This is a genomic window from Fretibacter rubidus (assembly GCF_041429785.1).
In the GTDB taxonomy this organism is placed as follows: Bacteria; Pseudomonadota; Alphaproteobacteria; order Caulobacterales; family Maricaulaceae; genus Fretibacter; species Fretibacter rubidus.
Genome location: NZ_CP163423.1, coordinates 2,932,781 through 2,951,965, shown reverse-complemented (window position 1 = coordinate 2,951,965; position 19,185 = coordinate 2,932,781). Strand labels below are relative to the sequence as shown.

The following is a 19,185-nucleotide window of genomic DNA, read 5'->3' as shown; positions in this document are numbered from 1 at the left end:
GAAGGCTAAGCCTAATTTCAGTGTTAAGAGGGCGCTAGAGCATGCTGGCAGCGGCGTAACCACCAATGGCGAGAACGGCGCCAAGCCCGATAAAGGCAGCGGGCTTTAACACGCCCATCTTGGGCGGCTCGGCCTGCGGCTTTGCTTTGGATAAATCAATGTCGCCATCTGCCCAAGCTTTGGCCAGTTTGGCGATATTTTCTGTCGCGTCGGGTAGTTTTTCTAGTGTTCGGCGCGCGCGGTCTAAATTATCGAGAAGGTCATTGACCCGTCCTTCGACACCCAATTCGCGGCGCATGGACGCCTCGACTATCGGTCGCGCCGTTTCCCACATGTCAAAATCAGGATCCAATCGGCGACACACGCCTTCGGCTTGCATCATCGTTTTTTGTAACATAATTAATTGTGGCTGCATTTTCATGTCGAAAATCTCTGTAATCTCAAACAATTGTAGCAACACTTTGGACATCGGCACATCGCCCGCGCGCTTGCCAAATATCGGCTCCCCTACGGCGCGAAGGGCACTAGCGAAATCATCGATACCGTGATGTTTGGGTACATAGCCCGCCTCGAAATGCACTTCGGCAATACGCCGGTAATCACGCATCAAAAAGCCGTAAAGGATTTCTGCGTGAAAGCGTTGCTCACGCGGCTCCAACCGCCCCAAAATACCAAAATCAATCAGCACTAAATCACCGGGTTTTCCGTCTTCCCCGCGCGGTTTCACAATCATATTGCCTTCATGCATATCCGCGTGAAACACACCATAATCAAACGAACAGGCCAGAAAGCTCTGCATGACTTTTGTGGCGATGTCTTTGGGATCATAATCGAGATCGGTTAGGATGCTCTCATCCGATACCGCCTTGCCGTCAATCCATTCGGTGACCAGCACATTTTTCCCGCCTAAGTCCCAATGCAAATCGGGCACGCGGTAAAACCCTGTCTCTAACGCAGGCTCCATCAGCTCTGACGCGGCGGCGGCCTCAAGCCGTAAGTCTAGTTCTAACATCACCGCACGGCCCGCGGTTTTAATAAAGGCCTTGGGGCCAAGGCGGCGGCTCTCTGGCACAAAGGTTTCGGCCAAATTGGCGACCATGCCCAGCACCGCCATATCATTTGACATGCGCTCCACGATATTCGGGCGCAGGATTTTCACCGCGACCGTCTCGCCAGATTTAAGCACGCCTTTATGCACTTGCGCGACAGACGCTGCCGCGATTGGCGGGGATAGGCTGGTCAGCTTATCTTGCCACGGCCCGCCCCATTCGGCCGCCAGCATGGCTTCGGCTTTATCCATGGCAAAAGGCGGGACTTTGTCTTTCAGGCGTGACAGCCCTTTGACAAAAACAGGGTCAAGCATATCGGCGCGGGTCGCCAGAATTTGTCCAAATTTAATATAAGCAGGGCCCAGCTTTTCCAGTGCGCTGGCAAACCGCTCTCCGGGATTATCGGCACGACCTCGTATCGCAAAGACACGCGAGATACCGCCAACGGCCCGCACGGGCCATGGCACCATGGCGCTATATTCAGCTGGCACCAGCGCGTCATGACGGACCAAAACCCATCCGGTGCGCATCATGCGAAAAAATGTCCGTATCTGACCCATAAAAAGCCTATAGCGCGCCCACCTTAAGAAAGCGATAGCCCGCTTGTCGCAGGATTAGTCTTTTTTCACCGCATTTGACGTATCGTCTTGATCTGCAGCTTGACTTGCCTCTTGGCCGGCTATTTTGCCGTGTTTCATGATAAACGGGATTTGAGACAGAGTGAAAATAAGGGTCAGCGGCGTCATGCCCCAAAGTTTGAAATTGACCCAAAACGGCTCGGAATAACTCCGCCAAATATATTCATTTAACGCCGCCATGAAAAAGAAAAACAGCCCCCAGCGAATGGCCAAAGTATTCCATTTTGCGTCTGGTAAGCGGAACGCCTCACCCAGCAGCATTTTAATTCCGTTTTTCCCAATCAACGCCCCACCAATGGCCAGCACCCCAAACAGGGCATTGATGATCGTGGGCTTCATATAGAAGAATATCGGATTGCCAGAAAACACGGTCAGCCCAGCGGTCACCAAAATAATGGCGGTGGTAAATAATAAGACGCCCGAAAAGCGTCCAGATTTTAGGCGTGAATATATCAGCGCGATAACGGCTACGACCATGAAAATGCCAGCCGCCTTCACCATCGCCCCATCAGGGTTACTGCGGCGGAACAGATGATAACAAACAACAAAAATCACCACAGGCCCCAAATCCACCAGCATATTTTGCTGCGGTTTTTTGGTCGGGACTGTGGGCGAAATAGAGGGGTCAGACATGAGGGGGATGTGCCTTATGATAGAAGGATTGGCAAGGGATGTTCGCGTATTGGGCGCTTAGTTTGACGCTAGTTTTGCGCAGGCGGCGTCAGCGCGTCGGCCACGCCTGATAGCGCTGCGGCAAAGACGGGGGCGCTGAAGTTTTCCAAATCCTCAATCCGTTCGCCAATGCCAATGGCGTGGATAGGGAGTTTGTATTTATCAGACAGCGCGACCAGCACACCGCCTTTGGCTGTGCCGTCAAGTTTGGTCATAATCAACCCCGTCACGCCAGCTGTATCGCGAAATACTTCTGTCTGGGATAGGGCGTTTTGACCGACTGTGGCATCCAGCACGAGGATACAGTGATGCGGCGCGCTTGGGTCTTGTTTTTTAATCACGCGCACGACTTTGGATAATTCATCCATAAGCTCCGTGCGGTTTTGCAGACGCCCCGCCGTGTCAATCATCAAGACATCAACGTCTTTCGCTTTGGCCTGTTCGATCGCGTCATAAACAAGGCCCGCCGCATCTGCGCCCAATTTGCCAGAGATAATCTCGGCGTCCGAACGCTCGGCCCACACGGTTAACTGCTCGACGGCGGCGGCGCGAAATGTGTCGCCCGCGGCTATCATGACTTTTTTACCCTGGTCCCGATAACGCTTGGCTATTTTGCCGAGTGTGGTGGTTTTGCCTGACCCGTTAACGCCGACAAATAACATAATTTGCGGTTTCGTTTCTGTCAGCACAATCGGTTTTTCAAGGGGGGTGAGGATGTCAGAGATAACATCGGCCAGGGCAATTTTGACCTCCATATCTGTCACTTCTTTGTCAAACTTATCTTTCGCCAGAAGTGTCGTGACTTTGGTCGCAACGCCGACGCCAAGATCAGAGGATATGAGCAGGTCTTCCAACTCCTCAATCGCGGCGTCATCCAGCTTGCGCTTGGTAAAGATGGCCGACACGCTGTCTGACATACGGGACGTTGATTTTTTCAACCCCGTTGACATGCGGTCAAGGAAGCCGCCCTCAGAATTGGCTGCGGTGGCCTCAATGGCGGCTTGCTCGGCAGCTTTTTGGGCGGCCAGCTCATCGGCAATACGGCGGTCCTCGGTCAGTTTTGCTTCGCGCTCAGCCTCTAATTTCGCGGCCTCGACAGCGGCGGCTTCGGCGGCTTTTTTGCGCGCGGCGTCGCGTTCGGCCAAACGAGCCGCTTCAGCCTCGGCCTTTTCGCGCGCCTCTCGCTCGGCTTGCTCAGCCGCGATGCGGGCGTCTTCCTCGGCGCGGGCTTTTGCCTCAGCCTCTTGTTTTTCGCGCAGGGCCTGCGCCTCGCGTTCACCTTGTTCTTTCGCGGCTTTGGCCAGCGCAGCCTCTTCTTCGGCTTTACGTTTAGCGGCCTGCGCAAGGCGGACTTTCTCGGCTTCGGCTGCGCGCGCTTTGCGTTCCGCTTCCGCTTTGGCCTCTGCTTCTAGGCGCGCTTTTTCTTCCGCGGCAAAGGCGGCCTCTTCTTCGGCGAGACGTTTGGCTTCAATCTCTTTGGCGCGCTTTTCGGCGGCCAGACGTTTGGCGGCTTCGACATCTTTACGGGCTTGTTCTTCGGCGCGCAGCTTTTCCTCTGCCGCGATGCGGGCTTCATCCTCGGCGGCTATATCAACGCCAGATTTAGCCGCGTCTTGCTCGCGCGCTGATTTTAGGGCCGCCGCATTAATCGCCGCCATACGCGCGGCCATGGCCTCATCAACAAGCTGCTGCTGCGCGGCACGCTCTGCCGCTTCTTCGGCCAGTTTTTCTTCCTTGGACTTAAAGCCCAATTTGGACAAAAACCCGCGTTTCTTTTTATTATCATCAGCCATTATGTTTCCCGGTCGTTCGCTGCGCTCTCTCCGCGCCTCTTGTGATTATTCTTCTTCTATGCGACCCAGTGCATATTCACCATCACTATCCGTAATCTTAACGCGCCCAAACTGCCCTGCGGCAGGGGGATTGTCCACTTTAACAAGCGTAAAATCAGGGAGGCGACCCAGGCCTGTTTCCTCAAAAAGCGCCGTATCAATATCGCCAATACGCGATTGTAGATGGGCGGCTTTCACGGCTTCGCCCTCGGCGCGCAGTATTTTGGCGCGGGCTTTAATAAGCTTGCCGTTCACGGGCGGCATTTTCGCGGCAGGCGTGCCGTCGCGTGGGGAATAGGGAAAGACATGCAGCCAAGGGATACCAATCTCATTTATAATCTGCCGCCCTGTTTCAAACATGGCTTCGTCTTCTGTGGGGAAGCCTGCAATCATATCCGCGCCAAATGTTATCTCTGGTCGCGCCGCTTTCAGCCGCGCGCAAAGCGACACCACGTCACCCCGCGAATGGCGGCGCTTCATGCGTTTTAAAATCATATCATCGCCTGCTTGTAGCGATAAATGCACATAGGGCGTCATGCGCGGCTCTGTCGTCAAAGCCTCAAAGAGGGCGTCATCCACTTCGGCAGGGTCAATCGACGATAGGCGCAGACGCGGCAGTTCGGGCACCAGTTTTAACACGCGGCGCACCAAATCGCCCAGCGGCGGCGTGCCGGGCAGGTCGCCGCCCCAACTGGATAAATCAACACCTGTCAGCACAACTTCGCCGTAACCTTGGCGGACAAGGTCGCGCACATGGGCAACGACCTCACCCGCGGGCACACTGCGCGCGGGGCCACGGCCAAAAGGAATAATGCAAAATGTGCAGCGGTGGTCGCATCCGTTTTGCACTTGTAAAAATGCCCGCGTGCGTGATTGCGATTTAATCACTGCGCGATTGGCGCCCGTGATAAATTGCGGCGCGGTTTCTCGCACAGCCATGATGTCATTGACTTGGATCGCCTCCCCGCCCAGCAAACGCTCAGGATCGAATGTGCCCGCCAGCATTTTCTCATTATTACCAATCACGCGGTCAACGCCCTCCATGGCCGCAAAGGCCTTGGGGTCAATTTGTGCCGCGCAGCCCGTCACAATGAGGGTCGCCTCGGGATTTTCTTTCTTCGCGCGGCGTATCGTTTGGCGCGATTGCCGCACGGCTTCGGATGTCACCGCACAGGTGTTGATAATCACCGCGTTATTTAAATCCATATCATCGGCGTGGCCGCGCATGACGTCTGATTCATAGGCATTGAGCCGACACCCCAAAGTGATAACCTTGGTTTTCGTCGTCTTGGCTGCGTCAATTGGCGAAGGCAAGGTCATTAAATCACCCCCTCCATCTCGACCTCTATTGGGCCTGTCATAATGACGTGATCATCAGAGGCGCGCCATTCAATCAGCAGCTCCCCGCCGTCCACTTCGACCATAACTTTGCGCCCGCTGCGTTTTTGGCGGTGGGCGGCAACTACGGCCGCGCAGGCCCCTGTGCCGCAAGCTAGCGTCATGCCCACACCGCGTTCCCACACTTTCAGGCGGATACGGTCAGGGGCATCAACGCGGGCAAAACCGACATTGACTTGTTGCGGGAACAGCGGATGAAATTCAATCATCGGCCCAACACGTTCGGGCTTGGCTTTGATAAAGTCATCCACGAAAAAGACGCAATGCGGATTACCCATATTGACCGCACCAGGGTTGGACAGCATGGGCGCATCAATCGGGCCGACTTTGACGTCGATATGGTGGGTATGCATGGGTTCTTCCAGCGGGATTTCGCTCCAATCAAGGCGCGGTGGCCCCATATCAACGGCGACCCTGTTCTCGCCCGCTGCGCGGCAATAAAGCAGCCCCGCATTGGTTTCCAGCGTCATTGTGTCCACGCCCGCCTCTTGCATGTAGAGCCACGCAATACAGCGCGTGGCATTACCACAGGCGTCGACCTCAAACCCTTTTTGATTCCAAATCTCCATAAAGGCGTCGGCATGGGGGTCTTTTCGCGCGCGCATAATCACAAGCTGGTCTGCGCCCTTTTCGCCCATGACGGCACTGCCCGGTTTGCAAATGGTGATAGCCTTGGCCTCATCCATGGCAAAGCCAGAATTTGCCCGCGCGTCAAAGACGGCAAAGCGGTTCTTCGCTCCGTTCATAATTAAAAAGCGCATAGGGCCTCACTCAACAAGCCTTGCATATAGGGGTCTTTGGGGGGAAAAGAAAGCACCGCAGTAAGTCGCGAATATAAGGGAATGTCATGAGCTATCACTGGTATGATTTTGTCGGCAATATCGGTATTGTTCTGATTTTAGGCGCTTATGCGGCGCTGCAAATCGGAAAGCTGACCCCGCAGATGCGGCTTTATTCTGTGCTGAACGCTATGGGGGCGGCGCTGATCTTAGTGTCACTTTATTTTGACTTTAATCTGTCCGCTTTTTTAATCGAAATCGCCTGGCTCCTCATTAGTCTTTACGCGCTGCTGTTTCCAAAGCGTGAGGCCGCATAGCGGTGCCAATCACGTCCACGTCCTCTGCGCTCTGTCGGTATTGCGGCGCTGCGCGACTCATATTCTCTCGCGTTTTTGATTGCTGCTCAAACGCGTAACCATAGCCCAAAATATTACCGTCATCCCCTGCCGTGCCGATGAATGACAGACCAATGGGCATGCCGCGCACAGTGCCCATGGGGACAGATAAATGCGGATATCCCGCAACGGCGGCCAAATATCCTGCGCCCGCCCAATCAGGCCAGACATCGCCGTTCACGGGATCAATACGCCCCGGCAGCGGCCCTGACGGCGCGACGAGGGCGACGACGTTATGCTCGGATAATAAACGGTCAATCCCGTTCTTTCCCGTCGCCAGTTTTATCTCGGACGCCGCATCGATATAGGCCTGTTCTGATAATGGTCCGCGCGCCTCTGATAGCTCTAATATGCTTTGGTCAAAGAGTGGGAGTTCTACATCTGTGTTGGCCGTATTAAAACGGATAAGCTCGGACAGAGTGCGGGTCTCGACCGTGTCGGGCGTGCTGGCTAGATAATCATTTAATGTGGCTTTGAACTCATATTGCAGCACGGAAAAGCTTTTACCACCGTATCCCTCTACGCCTAAATCAAAGGCGTCAATCTCAATAAGTTCTGCGCCCGCAGTCGTAAGGACTTTAAGGCTTTCATCAAATTGCGCCTGGATGCCGCTATGACTGCCTTGGGCAAAGCGCATGACGCCAATGCGTTGTCCGCGCAGCGCGTCAGCGCTCAGCCCCGCGCTGTAATCCACGTCATTGCCTGCCATGGGCCCCAGCATCATCGCGGCCCCACGCACAGTTTTTGTCATTGGCCCTGCCGTGTCTTGGGATGACGATATGGGCACAATATATTGCTGGCTGACTAGACCCACTGTGGGTTTAAACCCGACGACGCCGTTAATGGTGGACGGGCAAATAATAGAACCGTTGGTTTCTGTGCCAACTGCGCCTGCCGCCAGTGAGCTTGCCACACCCGCACCAGAGCCAGAGGAACTGCCGCAGGGGTTACGGTCAAGGCTATGCGGGTTGCGCACTTGCCCGCCCAATGCGCTCCACCCTGACATCGAATTTCGGCTTCTGAAATTGGCCCATTGGGATAGATTGGCTTTGCCGATGATGACCGCGCCCGCCTCGCGCAGGCCCGCCACCAACGGCGCGTCGCGGCCGGTGATATTATCCGCCAGTGCCAAAGCGCCCGCTGTTGTCGCGACAGGGTCTTTGCTCTCAATATTGTCTTTCAGCAATATCGGCAGGCCGTGAAGCGCGCCTAATGGTTCCCCCGCTTCGCGCTTTGCGTCCAAGGCACGGGCATCAGATAGAGCGTTGGGATTAAGGCTCAGCACCGCTTGCAGACGCGGGCCTGATTTATCAACCGCGTCGATACGGGCCAGATAGGCACGGGTTAATTGCTCGACCGTGATATCGCCACTTTGTAATTGCGCCGCTAGTTCTGGCAGTGTTTGCGACACAAGATCGGACGCCGTGTAATCTTGTGCGGCGTCCACGACAAAGCCTTTATCCGCTGTATTTTGCGGTGCGCAGCCCAGAACAAATAAGCTCACAGCTGTGGCTGATAAAAGGGTCGTTACACGTCGTGTCATTATGAACATTTTTAAAACTTTCAATTCAATTAATCGGTCTACAGTCTAATCTGTTTTGGGGTCGCAAATATCACAGTCAAATAGCGGGATGCCGTTAGGCGGCGCGGTATCCACCGAGCGGATTTTATTGTTCCATATCTTGGCCGTGTCCAAGTTTGGTTCTGTGCCAATGCCGCGTTCATAATAATCGGCCATGCCCGCGCGCCCTAGATTGCTGCCCAGTATTCCAGCTTCATTCATCAACTCAAACGCTTTGACCGGGTCTTTGGGTACGCCGTGGCCGTGCTCATACAGTCTCGCCATCATGACGTAAGCTGCGGGCATGCCTGCCTCCATACCGTCTTTATAGGCGGCTTTGGCCTTGGCGTAATCAACGGAGCCTAGCGCGCCGTCTTGATACATGGCGCCAATAAAATGTCCCGCTGGATGACCGATGGGATAATTGATCGCCGCATAATAACTCAGAGCCACTTCGGGGTCAGCCTTTGCTGACAGACCAAGGCGGTGAATATGCCCCATCATCAGCATGGCGGGGATATAGCGTGCGGTGGCCGCAACGGCGTAATGTTCGCGCGCCTCGCGCCAATCGCCTTTGGTGCGCGCGCCTGCGCGTAGCATTTCAGCTTTGCGAAAAACGGTTTCGGGCAAGGGGGTCTCAAGGCGGTGATAATAGCGCGCGGCCTCTTTAAATTGACCGTTTTCATAATAATAATCCCCGAGCCACCGCAGGGCCTTTGGGTTGCGGGCTTCACTCGCAATGACCGCTTCCAACAAAGCTACGGCTTCTAGTTTTGACGCCTCATCATCTTGCCGGAGGAGGAAGTGCGCCTTTGTCATACGCGGGGCGACAGAGCTCGTCCCTGCGATTGCCACGTCGATATAGCGAAGGGCCTTGTCAGGGTCAAAATAAGGCGCAGGATGGCGCTTATCGGCATAAAAACTATAGGCAATCATAAAAGCGGGATCATAATTAGATGCAATCGCTTCATCAATGAGCGCCGCCGCACGCGGGATGTCTTGGTCGATACCGCGTCCCCCATTTTGGTAGCGCTGCGCTATCTTTGTTAAATATGGCCCACGTTTCTTAGTGTCCAATCTTCTAATATAGCGCTCTGCCGTTTCAATATCATAGGGAAAGCCGTCACTGGCCTGTAGGTGGCGGTTAATTAATATCTCCAAAATCTCGCTATCGCCTTCATTGGCTGCGCGTTCATAAAGGGGAAAGGCCGCGTCCATATCGCCCGCCTCGTGTTTTTTCTCTGCGCGGTCAAACCATGTTATCGCACGTTGATAGCGGTCCGTTTTGTCTTGAATGTCTTCTACGGTGTGTTGCGGTGGTGGGTCTTCCTCTCGGATTTGCTCGCCAATGATCCACACTAATAAAGCGCATAAGGCGATGAGCGGCCAGCCTTTGGCCAGCCGCTTCAAGACAGTGTTAGCCTGACCCTTTGCCATCTACCGCGCCTTTAAGGCAGCGACGGTTTCATCTGCTTTTGCCTCTTTGAGGGCAGCGCAAAGTTCTATGCTTTCTAATGTCTGGGCGAGGGAGCGTTCATAGCCGGGAATGACAGCGGCGTTTTCGGTAAAGAAATCACGCACCTCATCGCGGCGCTCGGTTGAACAAAACCGACCCCCAAAGCCAGGCATGCCGCCTTTGCGCACATCCGGCACGCGTGTATCGACAAATAGTTTGAAGTTTTGCTTGAACCAAGCCCATGTCTCCTCGCCGAGCTCATCAGAGCCGAGCATAGTGGAGATAAGCGAGGTCGCTTGACGCCCCGTCAGGGTCACGTCATCGACCAGCGCCGTATCGCGCAGCATCGCCGCGATACTTGGGTTTTTGGTCTGTGCCAGCGCGCCAATGGCGGCCCCTTTCTCAAAGCTAGAGCCGTCCTTGGCCATATTAAGCAAGCGCTCTGCCGTGCCAAATGTGTCTTTGGCCTCCATAGCGGCGCGTAAGGCCCGTGATAGCATATTGGGCGCAATCGCGTCTTTATCACCCGCCAGATAGGCTTGGCCCTTGGCGGCAAAATCGGCCTTTAGGGCCGTATCACCGCCCATAGAGACAAGCCGTGCGGCCAATGTTGGGGCCAATAGATCACCTTCCACTGTGTCCGTGCCCGCAATAGCTTTGTAACGCGCTGCATACATATCTGTTGTCAGACGCGCGACATCGGGACGGGACGTTTCGGGTAAGCGGTCATAAAACCAAGACAGCCAATCCCCCGCGCCGGACGCGACGTCATATTCAGACGATGCGGCGAGTGTTTCCATCCCTTTAATAAAGACAGAGGCATCGACTTTACCCGCGCGAAAGGCAGATTCTAGACTGTCTTGCACGGTTAGGACTTCGCGTGTGTTGAGCTTATCCAGATTAGCCAAAAGCGCCGTCCAGCCCTCATTATCGAGCGAGAAGCGGTAATAACCTGCGCCGTTTTCATTGGGCATGACAAAGGTCGGGCAGTTTTCATCCATGCGGTTCATCGTGCTTTCGGCTCGCTTCATCAGCGAGCAAACCTTTTGCGTTGATCCGTCGGCGTAACCAAATTTGGCGCAGACGGGTATTTGCCAGCTTTGGCCTTGCTGTGTTTTGGACCCCAGCGGCGCATAACGCGATTGCGATAGTTTAACGGCGGCTTTTCCGCCCGTGCAGCTCATGGCAGCGTCAACAATCGGCAGACCCGGCTGATCGACAAATGATTTCATCGCCGCAACGACATCTTTATTGCCTGACCCGTCAGCAATAGATTGGAAGAAATCATCCCCTGTTGCGACGCCGTCGGCATAACGGGCCATATGCAGCCGCACGCCCGCTTGGAACTTATCCTCACCCAGATAGCTCTCAAACATATCCAGCACCCCGCCGCCCTTGCGGTAGGTAATCCCGTCAAATTGATCCATGACGTTTTCAGACCGCTCCAGTGGCTCGCGGACTTTGCGCGTTGTTGATAACGTGTCGATATTCATCGCGCCGAGTGATGAGCGTAATGTATTGCGATCAAAATTGCCGTCGGGGTTCCATAGATTAATGCCTTTATTGCCCATCCATGTGGCAAAGGCTTCATTCAGCCAAATGTCTTCCCACCAGACGGGGGTGACCAGATTGCCAAACCATTGGTGGGCAATTTCGTGGCTATGCACACTGGCATAGGCGCGGCGTTGTGACAGCGCCGAGTTCTCGTCCATCAGCATAAGGTATTCGCGGTAAACAATAGCGCCGGGGTTTTCCATCGCGCCAAAGGCATAATCAGGCGCAGCGATAATATCGAGCTTCTCATAAGGATATGGAATGCCGAAATAACCTTCAATCGCCTCTAGGATACCGGCTGTATTTTCAAGCCCGTATTGAATACGGTCGCCAGAGCCGCGCGCCGTAATCCCGCGCAAGGGAATTTCACGGTCACGAATGTCAGTGGCGGGCAGGGGCGCGTGCTCGACCACATCCCAAGGGCCAACGCCAAAAGCAATCAGATAGGTCGGCAGTGGCCGCGTGGTGGCGAAGCTATGTTTAATCCAGCCGTCCTGCATCGTTTGCGTGCTGACTTCGGGTGTGTTGGCATAGACAAAATCATCAGCGGGGGATGTGATAGATACGGTGAACGGCACTTTATATTTCGGCTCGTCAAATCCCGGGAACGCCTCCCGCGCGCCCAGCGGTTCCATTTGCGTGACGATATAGGCATCATCCCCGCGCACGACTTTATAAGCCGAATTAAGCGCCAGATTAAACGGTGTGGAATAGGTCAGCGTTAATGTCGCGTCCCCTTGGGGTAGTTCCACGTCAGATGATAAATACGCCACGCCAGACGGCGCGTCAGCCTCTGGAATTGCGGTAAAGCTAAGCGGGATAATATCATCACCAATTTGCGCGGACGCACCAGTGACGGTCATCTCTTTGGCATGGAGCCAGATTTTCTGCGTAGCTTCGGTTAGTGCCACGTCAACACTGACCACGCCGCTCATATCGGTCTCGTCGGGATTAATGCGCATATCAATGCGGTAACTCTGCGGGACAACAGTGTCAGGCAGTTGGGCGTGGGGGATGCCGTCATCGCCAAAGACATCAACGCTGGACTGCACTGTGTCAGATATCGATACATTTGATTGCGGCGCTTTGGTGCCGTCATTCCCGCAAGCGGTAAGCGCGATTGTAGCGGTGGCAATGATGCCAAGTTTAATGAAGTCTGTCATGCGGTGTCCCTTATTTTTTCAAGTTGGGTTTTTCTAAGTTTGGGTTTTCTAACTCTTAGGTTTATTGTGCTGCCAAGGAAAGCTTGGGCTTTGCGGCAATTTGAGGTGCGAGGCGATGATGTGGCGGGCAGATAGTTGCCGTGCAAACTTTGTCAGTCCTGGCGCGAGCTTTTCAATTTTGCCAGCGCTTTGTGTGATACCTTGCAGGGCCCCTGTCTCTATCCCGACCCACGCGCGCCCGTCAGTGATGAGCATGATGATATCCATACCACGCCCAAATTCAGCGCGCAGATCATGGTGCATATTAATAAAGCGCATAACGCGGTCAGGGTCTAAAATGTGGTGCCCAATCATTTCATCGTCGCATTTAACTTTATACAATTTTTGAAACTCCAAGCTCGCGGGCTTGATGCTGTCCATTTTAATGGGCTTGCCATTCACGCGTCTATCAAAGGGGGCGGCGGGGCGACCAATGCGTTTGGTTGAGATGATTGTGCGGGCGTCTCCCGCGCCGTCGGGGAAGGGGATATCAAATATAATGCCGTGAAAGACCTCAACCGTTTTCGTGCGGGTCTTTGTGCGGCCTTGGGAATCTGTGTAAGTCTCGACTTCTGTGCGGGTCAGCCGTGTGTGGGTAAAGACAGGGTCGAAAACCGCGTCAGACGTTTCATGAGCCTCGGGCAAATAGCTATGGATATGTTTCACATCATCAAAACTACCAAAGGCACCGATGGCTTGAAACCGCACGAGTAGCTCCGGGTCACTCTCCAGCGGGTTCGTCCACTCCACCCGCATTATGTCGTGGTGAATATAATGATCTACGGCGTCCAGAGCCTCGCGCAGCAATTTTGATTTTTTGCTATAAATCGGAAAGACATAGGCAAAGCCCGCAATTAGCAATGCAATCGCGCCGTAGCGCAGGATGTCCGAGATACCCCACGCCCAAATAATAAGAGCAATGCCAACAATAATCGTTGCGGCCAGAATATAGCCCCATGGGTGTTTGCGGCGTAAAACCTCTTTGGACATCACCTTTAGCTGCACATTATGCGGGCTCAGATAATCGGTGAAGGCGTCGCCCATGCGGGCAAATTCATCTGTTGGCCACCGCCCCGCATCATTTGGCATCATCAATCCTTCATCGCTGACCTTTGTGGCCTTATGGCCGTCTATACAGTTGCGTGAAAGCTTTGTGCAAGCGGCGCGGTGTTGTATAGGGCGGATATGACCCCATCCTATGACAAAATTGCCTATCATACGCTTGCTGCGACATCAGACGCGCCTTTGTTTATTTTTGGCGATCATGCATCAAAGCTAATACCCGCTGCGTTTCATAATTTGGGTCTTAGCGGCGATGACCTGACCCGCCATATTGCGTGGGATATTGGGACAGAGGTGATTATACGAAATCTTTGCGCTCATTTTGGCTGCGGCGCGCATCTTGCGGCTGTCTCTCGTCTTGTCATTGATATGAACCGCGACCCCGATGCGCCTGGCCTTATCCCCGTGGTCAGTGACGGCACTATTATCAGTGGTAATGAGCATCTAAGCGCCGCAGACCGCCAAGCCCGTATTGACGGCTTTTACCGCCCCTATCACGCGCGCCTTGGGGCGGTTATGCACCGCCTTGCGTCCGACCACGCGCGGCAAAACCCGCTGGTCATATCGCTGCATAGCTTTACGCCTAAGCCAGCGATGGGTGAGGCGAGACCAACCGATATTGGTCTTTTAACGAAGCATGACACGGCCAGCGCCAAAGCCTTTATAAAAACCATGGCAGACGTTGCGCCCGATATGCGTGTTGATATCAATCTGCCTTATTCGGCTTATGACTTAAACTATACCGTTGACGTTCACGTTGCGACACAAGGTCTACGCCATCTTGCAATCGAGCTGCGCCAAGACCATGTAGATGACAAGCAAAAGCAAGCGGCCATGACGGATATACTGATACGCGCGCTTTCACCTTTATTATAAGAGGCACTTATGTTGGCAACAGACACACAACACTTTGTAAATGGCAGCGATATGTTCAGCGGCTATCCTGATGGCTTTGAGCAAGCCACATTAGGGCTTGGATGCTTTTGGGGCGCAGAGCGGATTTTTTGGAAGCTTGACGGTGTGCATACGACCTCTGTCGGTTACGGCGGCGGGAGCCACCCAAATCCTGATTACCGTTTGGTCTGCTCGGGCGCGACTGGCCATGTGGAATTAGTGCATGTCGTCTTTGACCCGTCTGTCATTAGCTACGCGCAAATCCTAAAAGTCTTTTTTGAAAATCACGACCCAACCCAAGGCAACCGCCAAGGCAATGATGTCGGCAGTCAATACCGCTCGGCTATATATACGCACTCAGATGCGCAGGTCGCGACCGCAGAAGACGCCAAGGCCCGCTATGATACCGCCTATCAAGCGCGCGGTCATAATCCGATCACAACAGAGATTAAACCCGCAGGCGTCTATCACGCGGCTGAGGATTATCATCAGCAATATTTGGCGAAAAACCCGCAGGGCTATTGCGCTCACGGCCCGACGGGTGTGTCTTGTCCGCTACCGCTGCGGCATTTGCGTCTTGATGATGATGCCGTTGACGCTGCGCAATAAGGCTTTTTAACGCCGCTCATCCTTGCTACCATGCGGGGATGCACAGGTCCGCGCGACATATTATAGACACGCAATCGGGGTTCTCTTTGCTGGAAACCCTATTTGCGCTCGTCATCATGTCCTTTGCCTCTATGGCTCTGTTTCAATCAACCTCGGCTATGCTGTCGCTGTCTGACCGTGCGGTCGGGGCGGCGGAACGCTCGTTGGACCGGGCTTTGGATAGGCGGGCGCTTGGGGGTGTGCTGCAAAGCCTTGTCCCTCATTGGCCTGAACAGGCGGGCACCGCCTTTACCGGCAGCCCTACACGGCTGCGCGGGGTCAGTAGTGCGGCGCTGTCCGAGACGCCGGGGCTAAACGGCTTTGTTGTGGCCTTGGAACGCGATAATGCCCGTCTGGGGCAGATGCAGCTGCGCTATCAAAATCAGACTGAGGGCGATGCGCCGCTTTGGACGCTCATGGGCGGTCTGCCTAATGACGCGCGTTTTTCTTATTTGGGACTAGATAATCAGTGGTATCAAAACTGGCCGCCTGAACAGACACCTGTGACGCCTTATTTCAATGATGCACGCTTTATTGAACCGCCCGCTTTGCCGCTTGCGATAAAGCTGGACAGCGGCGCTTCAGGCACGCTGTTTATGATTGACCTATCCGCCCATCCGCAACGCCCCATAAGATTGGACTTGGGCCGTGACACGCTCTAGCGAACAGGCGCCCATCAAACAGGCAGGCTTCGTGCTGCCTTATGTCCTTGTGGTTATTGCCATATTGGCGATGGCGGGAGCCATTGCGGCAACACGCTTGCAAAACACAACACAGACACTCGCGTCTATATCGGCGCAAAACCGCACAGACCGTATGATAGATAATGCCGAGCGGGTGGCGACATTTGCGCTACTGGCAGCCAATCCCGTGCTCGGTGGTTATGATTTAAATCCTGACAGCCCCGTGCAATCTGAATTTGGCCCGATGACCTTGGATGGTCGCCGCATGGACCCGCGCACCGCAGAGGCCATTACGCCCGATATGTGGCAGGTGAACGGCGGGGTGCGCCAAGTGCAAACGCCAGACGGGCCTGTGATTATTGTGCTGCAAGACGTATCTGGATTGCCGTCGCTAAATACGCCGTTACAAGCCGGGCTTGACCAGCTGTTAGTTCAAGCGGGCGCTGACCCGCGTCAAGCCAACCAATTGGTGCGCCGCCTCGCTGATTATGTCGATGCCGATAGCATCCGCCGCTTGAACGGGGCGGAGGCGACGGACTACACACTTCGCCGTATGGCCCCGCCCACCAATTCACCCTTGCGTAGCTATAGTGAGTTATCCCAAGTCATGGGCTGGGCCGACGTGATGCCAAGCCTTGATATGGATATGATTAAAGCCCGCACAACCATTCAAAGCGCGACTGACTTTCGCGAACAATTTGCGCCGATGCGCTATATTGGCCCGCAAGGCGAAAGCTTGATGGATAATAATTTTGATCAAATGATTGGCGGTGTGCTGCGGCGCGACAGGACGCCGACATCAAATTTGCGGCTTAGTCTTTACGCGCAACGCACATCGGGCCCTGATGCGGGATTGTGGGATAAACGTGTCATAGAGATAACAAAGCAGACAGGTCACATCACCCACCCCCATAGAAGGCTTTGGGTTTTGGACAGCACTGTGCTAGAGACGCAAACTGAATTTACCGCTTACGGCATTAATCCCGCGCAACTATCCGAGCTTAAGCATGTTATTAACCCCGCGTCTCTTCGTCCATAATCAGGACGCGTCCAATTCGGACGTCGCGCCAGAAAAGCGGACCCTGCAAGGGGGCTTTCCCGCCCTGCCAGCGGTCTGCGTGGTACCGCGAGGGATGTGTTCTTTTCGGCGCATCCGTCTTGTCGGCACAGGCCGCAACGCGCAAAAGGCGGCGGCTTTAAAAGCGTCTAAAGAAGCACTGCCCGGTGAAAACGGCACATATATTGCGCCCGATGTCGGCGAGGTGGTGCGGGCCGCCACACCCACCGATATGGCGGGTGTCTGGAATTTTGCTAAATCAGAGGCTCATCAAGGCCGCTATATGCCTGAAAGCCTAGCGCAAGTTCCGCATGATAATGGCGCGCGCCTTGTCCACGGCCTGTCTGGGTATGAAGGTCAAATCTGGATTGACAAAAACCTTGTCGCCAGCCGTTGGTGGTTAAACCCGCCAAGCGCAAACTCGTGGGACGTGTTTATGCGTGCGGCGCAAGACGGGCTCGGCGCGATGGATTATCCGTTGCCTGTGGCCAGTGCCGTGCCGTGGCGCCGTGATATTGCCCCCTTTACATTAGACCCTGACCAACTGGCCTATTGGTTCTCGCCGCGCAATTTGGGTGCCGCTGTCGGAACGGTTTTGGCGTGCGGATTTTTATTTATGGGCGCGGGGTATCTCAGAAATTCTTTAGCCTTATCTAAAACCAATGCTGCCATGGAAGGCCTCAGCACCGAGACACAATTAATTTTGTCCCAACAACGACGCGCTATGGCTAATTTGCGTTACGCCCAAAATTACGATGCCTTGGGCCGCAATGATACTGTGCTGATGGGGTTGAGCGCTTTGGCGACTGTTCTGGGCGAAACAGATTTATCCATAGAGCGTTTTGATATTCGCCTTGGTCAGATTGACGCGCGCCTTCGCGGCGAGACGGAAATTTCTGTGCCGGATGTTGTTTCGCTACTCGAGGCTGACCCGGGACTGTCATCCGTGAGTGTGACACTTGACGCGCAAGGCGCGGTCTTAATCACGGCTGACTTGGGTGACGGCATGACCTCTTTTGAGGGAGGCGGTTTATAATGGCGCGGCTCTCACAAACCATAGCGGCGGATATGAAGCTCACGCCAATTGTGGCTTACGGCCTTGTTGCGCTTCTGCTAATTTTTGGCGGGCTGGGCCTTGACCGATTGCACCAAGCCAGCACAGCGCAGTCTGCCGCGCTCAAATCAGCCAATAACCAGCTCGCGACTTTGGAGGCCTTAAGCGGCGATAACCCTTGGGCGGACCGTTTTGCGAGCAGTCAAAACTTGCGCACGGCCGTCATTGAGCGTCTTTGGACGGGGCAGACGGCAGGCGTCATTGCAGCGGATCTTCAACAGGCGCTGCGCCGTGATGCGGGCGCGCTTGATTTTAATGCCGTTCAAGTGCGGGTTGATCCAGAATTAATTGATATTGACGGCAAGTCGGTGTTGTCCTTTGAATTTGCCGCGCGCGCTCCTGACGGCAAAGCGATTGTATCGATGATTGAAGCGGTGGCGAAAAACCCAAAGCACATTGTAATACGTGATGTGGATTTTTCCCAAAATATCCGCGACCGCCGTCCGCCTCGTTTGGCGTTCTCTGGTATTATCCCTGTGCAAATTATTCAGGCTGACGCGAATAATCAGCCAGCCAATCAGCCCCCTAATCAACCGTCAAGTAATCTTGATCCCATGATTGCGCCCTCATCGGGTCAAAGCACGCGCCCGCGTTCTGATAATCCCAATCAAGGGGGCGGTCGATGAAGCGTTTTGTGATAATCGCCTGTGTACTGCTCGGCTTGTCCGCGACTTTGGGATGGCTGCGCGCAGGCGGCGGCAGTGGTGGGGGTCTGGTCGACAGCCAAGACTGGCAGGCCTTGCCGATGCCAGGCGGCGATACGGCGATGCTCGCCCAAACATCAGAGCGTATCCGCGCAACAGATTTATTTGTATTGTCATTGATAGACGAGGAAAAACTAAAAGACGCCGAGCAAGATACGGCGCCAGTGATAAACGGCGCGCCGCCGCTGCCAACCATTGCGAGTGTGCAATCGGTGAATAAAGCCTATCAAGCGACTTTGATTAATCCCGACGGCACAGTGGTCACTGTGGCCGAGGGCGAGACATTACCCAGCGGGTGGTTGATTAAGGCCATTGACCAACGGCAAGTGATCACTGTGTTTGAAGACACAGAACAACGGATCGCTGTGGCAGGTTATCTTGATACGGCTTTTGATAATCCCGATGCAGGGGATAACAGCGAGGCTGTTGCGCCTGACGCTGTGTCAGATATAAGCCCAGAGCAGTAACCCGTGCTGCTGCTCGCACA

General features: G+C 54.4%; 17 protein-coding genes and 1 pseudogene. 8 read left to right on the top strand and 10 right to left on the bottom strand.

Annotated features, from left to right (window positions below):
- Positions 1-34 precede the first annotated feature (34 nt).
- The 5 genes from AB6B37_RS13670 to dapF form a co-directional block, all read right to left on the bottom strand.
- Positions 35-1,582 carry an AarF/UbiB family protein gene (locus AB6B37_RS13670; protein ID WP_371396380.1) on the bottom strand — a complete coding sequence of 516 codons (1,548 nt, stop codon included), beginning with the start codon at positions 1,580-1,582 and terminating at the stop codon, positions 35-37.
- An 81-nt stretch (positions 1,583-1,663) separates the two neighbouring features.
- Positions 1,664-2,320, bottom strand: coding sequence for an inner membrane-spanning protein YciB (locus AB6B37_RS13665; RefSeq protein WP_371396379.1), 657 nt, complete (start codon positions 2,318-2,320; stop codon positions 1,664-1,666).
- Between the two features lie 68 nt (positions 2,321-2,388).
- Complete coding sequence (gene ftsY / locus AB6B37_RS13660) at positions 2,389-4,152, bottom strand: signal recognition particle-docking protein FtsY (RefSeq protein WP_371396378.1); 1,764 nt, start codon at positions 4,150-4,152, stop codon at positions 2,389-2,391.
- Positions 4,153-4,197: 45 nt separating this feature from the next.
- On the bottom strand, positions 4,198-5,511 hold the full coding sequence (gene mtaB / locus AB6B37_RS13655; RefSeq protein ID WP_371396377.1) for a tRNA (N(6)-L-threonylcarbamoyladenosine(37)-C(2))-methylthiotransferase MtaB: 1,314 nt from the start codon (positions 5,509-5,511) through the stop codon (positions 4,198-4,200).
- Complete coding sequence (dapF, locus tag AB6B37_RS13650) at positions 5,511-6,350, bottom strand: diaminopimelate epimerase (RefSeq protein ID WP_371396376.1); 840 nt, start codon at positions 6,348-6,350, stop codon at positions 5,511-5,513. Before dapF ends, mtaB begins: the two co-directional genes overlap by 1 nt.
- An 86-nt stretch (positions 6,351-6,436) precedes the next feature.
- Between dapF and AB6B37_RS13645 the strand changes: the two genes are divergently transcribed.
- Entirely contained in the window at positions 6,437-6,685 is a 249-nt protein-coding gene (locus AB6B37_RS13645) for a hypothetical protein (RefSeq protein WP_371396375.1), read from the top strand.
- On the opposite strand, the gene AB6B37_RS13640 is transcribed toward AB6B37_RS13645, so the two are convergent.
- The 5 genes and pseudogenes from AB6B37_RS13640 to AB6B37_RS13620 form a co-directional block, all read right to left on the bottom strand.
- The gene (locus tag AB6B37_RS13640; RefSeq protein ID WP_371396374.1) at positions 6,642-8,306 is read right to left on the bottom strand and encodes an amidase; all 1,665 of its coding nucleotides are present in this window, start codon (positions 8,304-8,306) and stop codon (positions 6,642-6,644) included. The genes AB6B37_RS13645 and AB6B37_RS13640 overlap by 44 nt on opposite strands.
- Before the next feature lie 45 nt (positions 8,307-8,351).
- Positions 8,352-9,761: a hypothetical protein gene (locus AB6B37_RS13635; protein ID WP_371396373.1), complete on the bottom strand. Its 1,410-nt coding sequence runs from the start codon at positions 9,759-9,761 to the stop codon at positions 8,352-8,354.
- Positions 9,762-11,747, bottom strand: coding sequence for a M1 family metallopeptidase (locus tag AB6B37_RS13630; RefSeq protein WP_371398463.1), 1,986 nt, complete (start codon positions 11,745-11,747; stop codon positions 9,762-9,764).
- An 87-nt stretch (positions 11,748-11,834) separates the two neighbouring features.
- Positions 11,835-12,269, bottom strand: a pseudogene (locus AB6B37_RS13625) (M1 family peptidase); the annotation flags it as partial.
- A gap of 276 nt (positions 12,270-12,545) precedes the next feature.
- Positions 12,546-13,628: a DUF3137 domain-containing protein gene (locus AB6B37_RS13620; protein ID WP_371396372.1), complete on the bottom strand. Its 1,083-nt coding sequence runs from the start codon at positions 13,626-13,628 to the stop codon at positions 12,546-12,548.
- A gap of 93 nt (positions 13,629-13,721) precedes the next feature.
- Here AB6B37_RS13620 and AB6B37_RS13615 point away from each other — a divergent pair, with 93 nt between their 5' ends.
- From AB6B37_RS13615 to pilP, 7 genes are read left to right on the top strand one after another with little or no spacing between them, the layout of a single operon-like run.
- Positions 13,722-14,474 carry an N-formylglutamate amidohydrolase gene (locus tag AB6B37_RS13615; RefSeq protein WP_371396371.1) on the top strand — a complete coding sequence of 251 codons (753 nt, stop codon included), beginning with the start codon at positions 13,722-13,724 and terminating at the stop codon, positions 14,472-14,474.
- 9 nt (positions 14,475-14,483) lie between these two features.
- Positions 14,484-15,101, top strand: a complete 618-nt coding sequence (gene msrA, locus AB6B37_RS13610; RefSeq protein WP_371396370.1) for a peptide-methionine (S)-S-oxide reductase MsrA — start codon at positions 14,484-14,486, stop codon at positions 15,099-15,101.
- Between the two features lie 38 nt (positions 15,102-15,139).
- Positions 15,140-15,802: a type II secretion system protein J gene (locus AB6B37_RS13605; protein ID WP_371396369.1), complete on the top strand. Its 663-nt coding sequence runs from the start codon at positions 15,140-15,142 to the stop codon at positions 15,800-15,802.
- Positions 15,789-16,862: a hypothetical protein gene (locus tag AB6B37_RS13600; RefSeq protein WP_371396368.1), complete on the top strand. Its 1,074-nt coding sequence runs from the start codon at positions 15,789-15,791 to the stop codon at positions 16,860-16,862. Before AB6B37_RS13605 ends, AB6B37_RS13600 begins: the two co-directional genes overlap by 14 nt.
- Positions 16,831-17,916, top strand: coding sequence for a hypothetical protein (locus AB6B37_RS13595; RefSeq protein ID WP_371396367.1), 1,086 nt, complete (start codon positions 16,831-16,833; stop codon positions 17,914-17,916). The genes AB6B37_RS13600 and AB6B37_RS13595 overlap by 32 nt, the downstream gene beginning before the upstream one ends.
- The gene (locus AB6B37_RS13590) at positions 17,916-18,620 is read left to right on the top strand and encodes a hypothetical protein (protein WP_371396366.1); all 705 of its coding nucleotides are present in this window, start codon (positions 17,916-17,918) and stop codon (positions 18,618-18,620) included. The genes AB6B37_RS13595 and AB6B37_RS13590 overlap by 1 nt, the downstream gene beginning before the upstream one ends.
- The gene (pilP, locus tag AB6B37_RS13585) at positions 18,617-19,165 is read left to right on the top strand and encodes a type IV pilus biogenesis protein PilP (protein WP_371396365.1); all 549 of its coding nucleotides are present in this window, start codon (positions 18,617-18,619) and stop codon (positions 19,163-19,165) included. The genes AB6B37_RS13590 and pilP overlap by 4 nt, the downstream gene beginning before the upstream one ends.
- Positions 19,166-19,185: the final 20 nt, after the last annotated feature.

Bases quoted from the DNA above. Each gene is read 5' to 3' on its own strand.
- AB6B37_RS13595 (WP_371396367.1), top strand. From the start codon at position 16,831: ATGTTATTAACCCCGCGTCTCTTCGTCCATAATCAGGACGCGTCCAAT.
- AB6B37_RS13615 (WP_371396371.1), top strand. From the start codon at position 13,722: ATGACCCCATCCTATGACAAAATTGCCTATCATACGCTTGCTGCGACA.
- AB6B37_RS13640 (WP_371396374.1), bottom strand. From the start codon at position 8,306: ATGACACGACGTGTAACGACCCTTTTATCAGCCACAGCTGTGAGCTTA.
- AB6B37_RS13590 (WP_371396366.1), top strand. From the start codon at position 17,916: ATGGCGCGGCTCTCACAAACCATAGCGGCGGATATGAAGCTCACGCCA.
- AB6B37_RS13620 (WP_371396372.1), bottom strand. From the start codon at position 13,628: ATGATGCCAAATGATGCGGGGCGGTGGCCAACAGATGAATTTGCCCGC.
- AB6B37_RS13645 (WP_371396375.1), top strand. From the start codon at position 6,437: ATGAGCTATCACTGGTATGATTTTGTCGGCAATATCGGTATTGTTCTG.
- dapF (WP_371396376.1), bottom strand. From the start codon at position 6,350: ATGCGCTTTTTAATTATGAACGGAGCGAAGAACCGCTTTGCCGTCTTT.
- AB6B37_RS13605 (WP_371396369.1), top strand. From the start codon at position 15,140: ATGCACAGGTCCGCGCGACATATTATAGACACGCAATCGGGGTTCTCT.
- AB6B37_RS13670 (WP_371396380.1), bottom strand. From the start codon at position 1,582: ATGATGCGCACCGGATGGGTTTTGGTCCGTCATGACGCGCTGGTGCCA.
- pilP (WP_371396365.1), top strand. From the start codon at position 18,617: ATGAAGCGTTTTGTGATAATCGCCTGTGTACTGCTCGGCTTGTCCGCG.
- AB6B37_RS13665 (WP_371396379.1), bottom strand. From the start codon at position 2,320: ATGTCTGACCCCTCTATTTCGCCCACAGTCCCGACCAAAAAACCGCAG.
- AB6B37_RS13635 (WP_371396373.1), bottom strand. From the start codon at position 9,761: ATGGCAAAGGGTCAGGCTAACACTGTCTTGAAGCGGCTGGCCAAAGGC.
- mtaB (WP_371396377.1), bottom strand. From the start codon at position 5,511: ATGACCTTGCCTTCGCCAATTGACGCAGCCAAGACGACGAAAACCAAG.
- msrA (WP_371396370.1), top strand. From the start codon at position 14,484: ATGTTGGCAACAGACACACAACACTTTGTAAATGGCAGCGATATGTTC.
- ftsY (WP_371396378.1), bottom strand. From the start codon at position 4,152: ATGGCTGATGATAATAAAAAGAAACGCGGGTTTTTGTCCAAATTGGGC.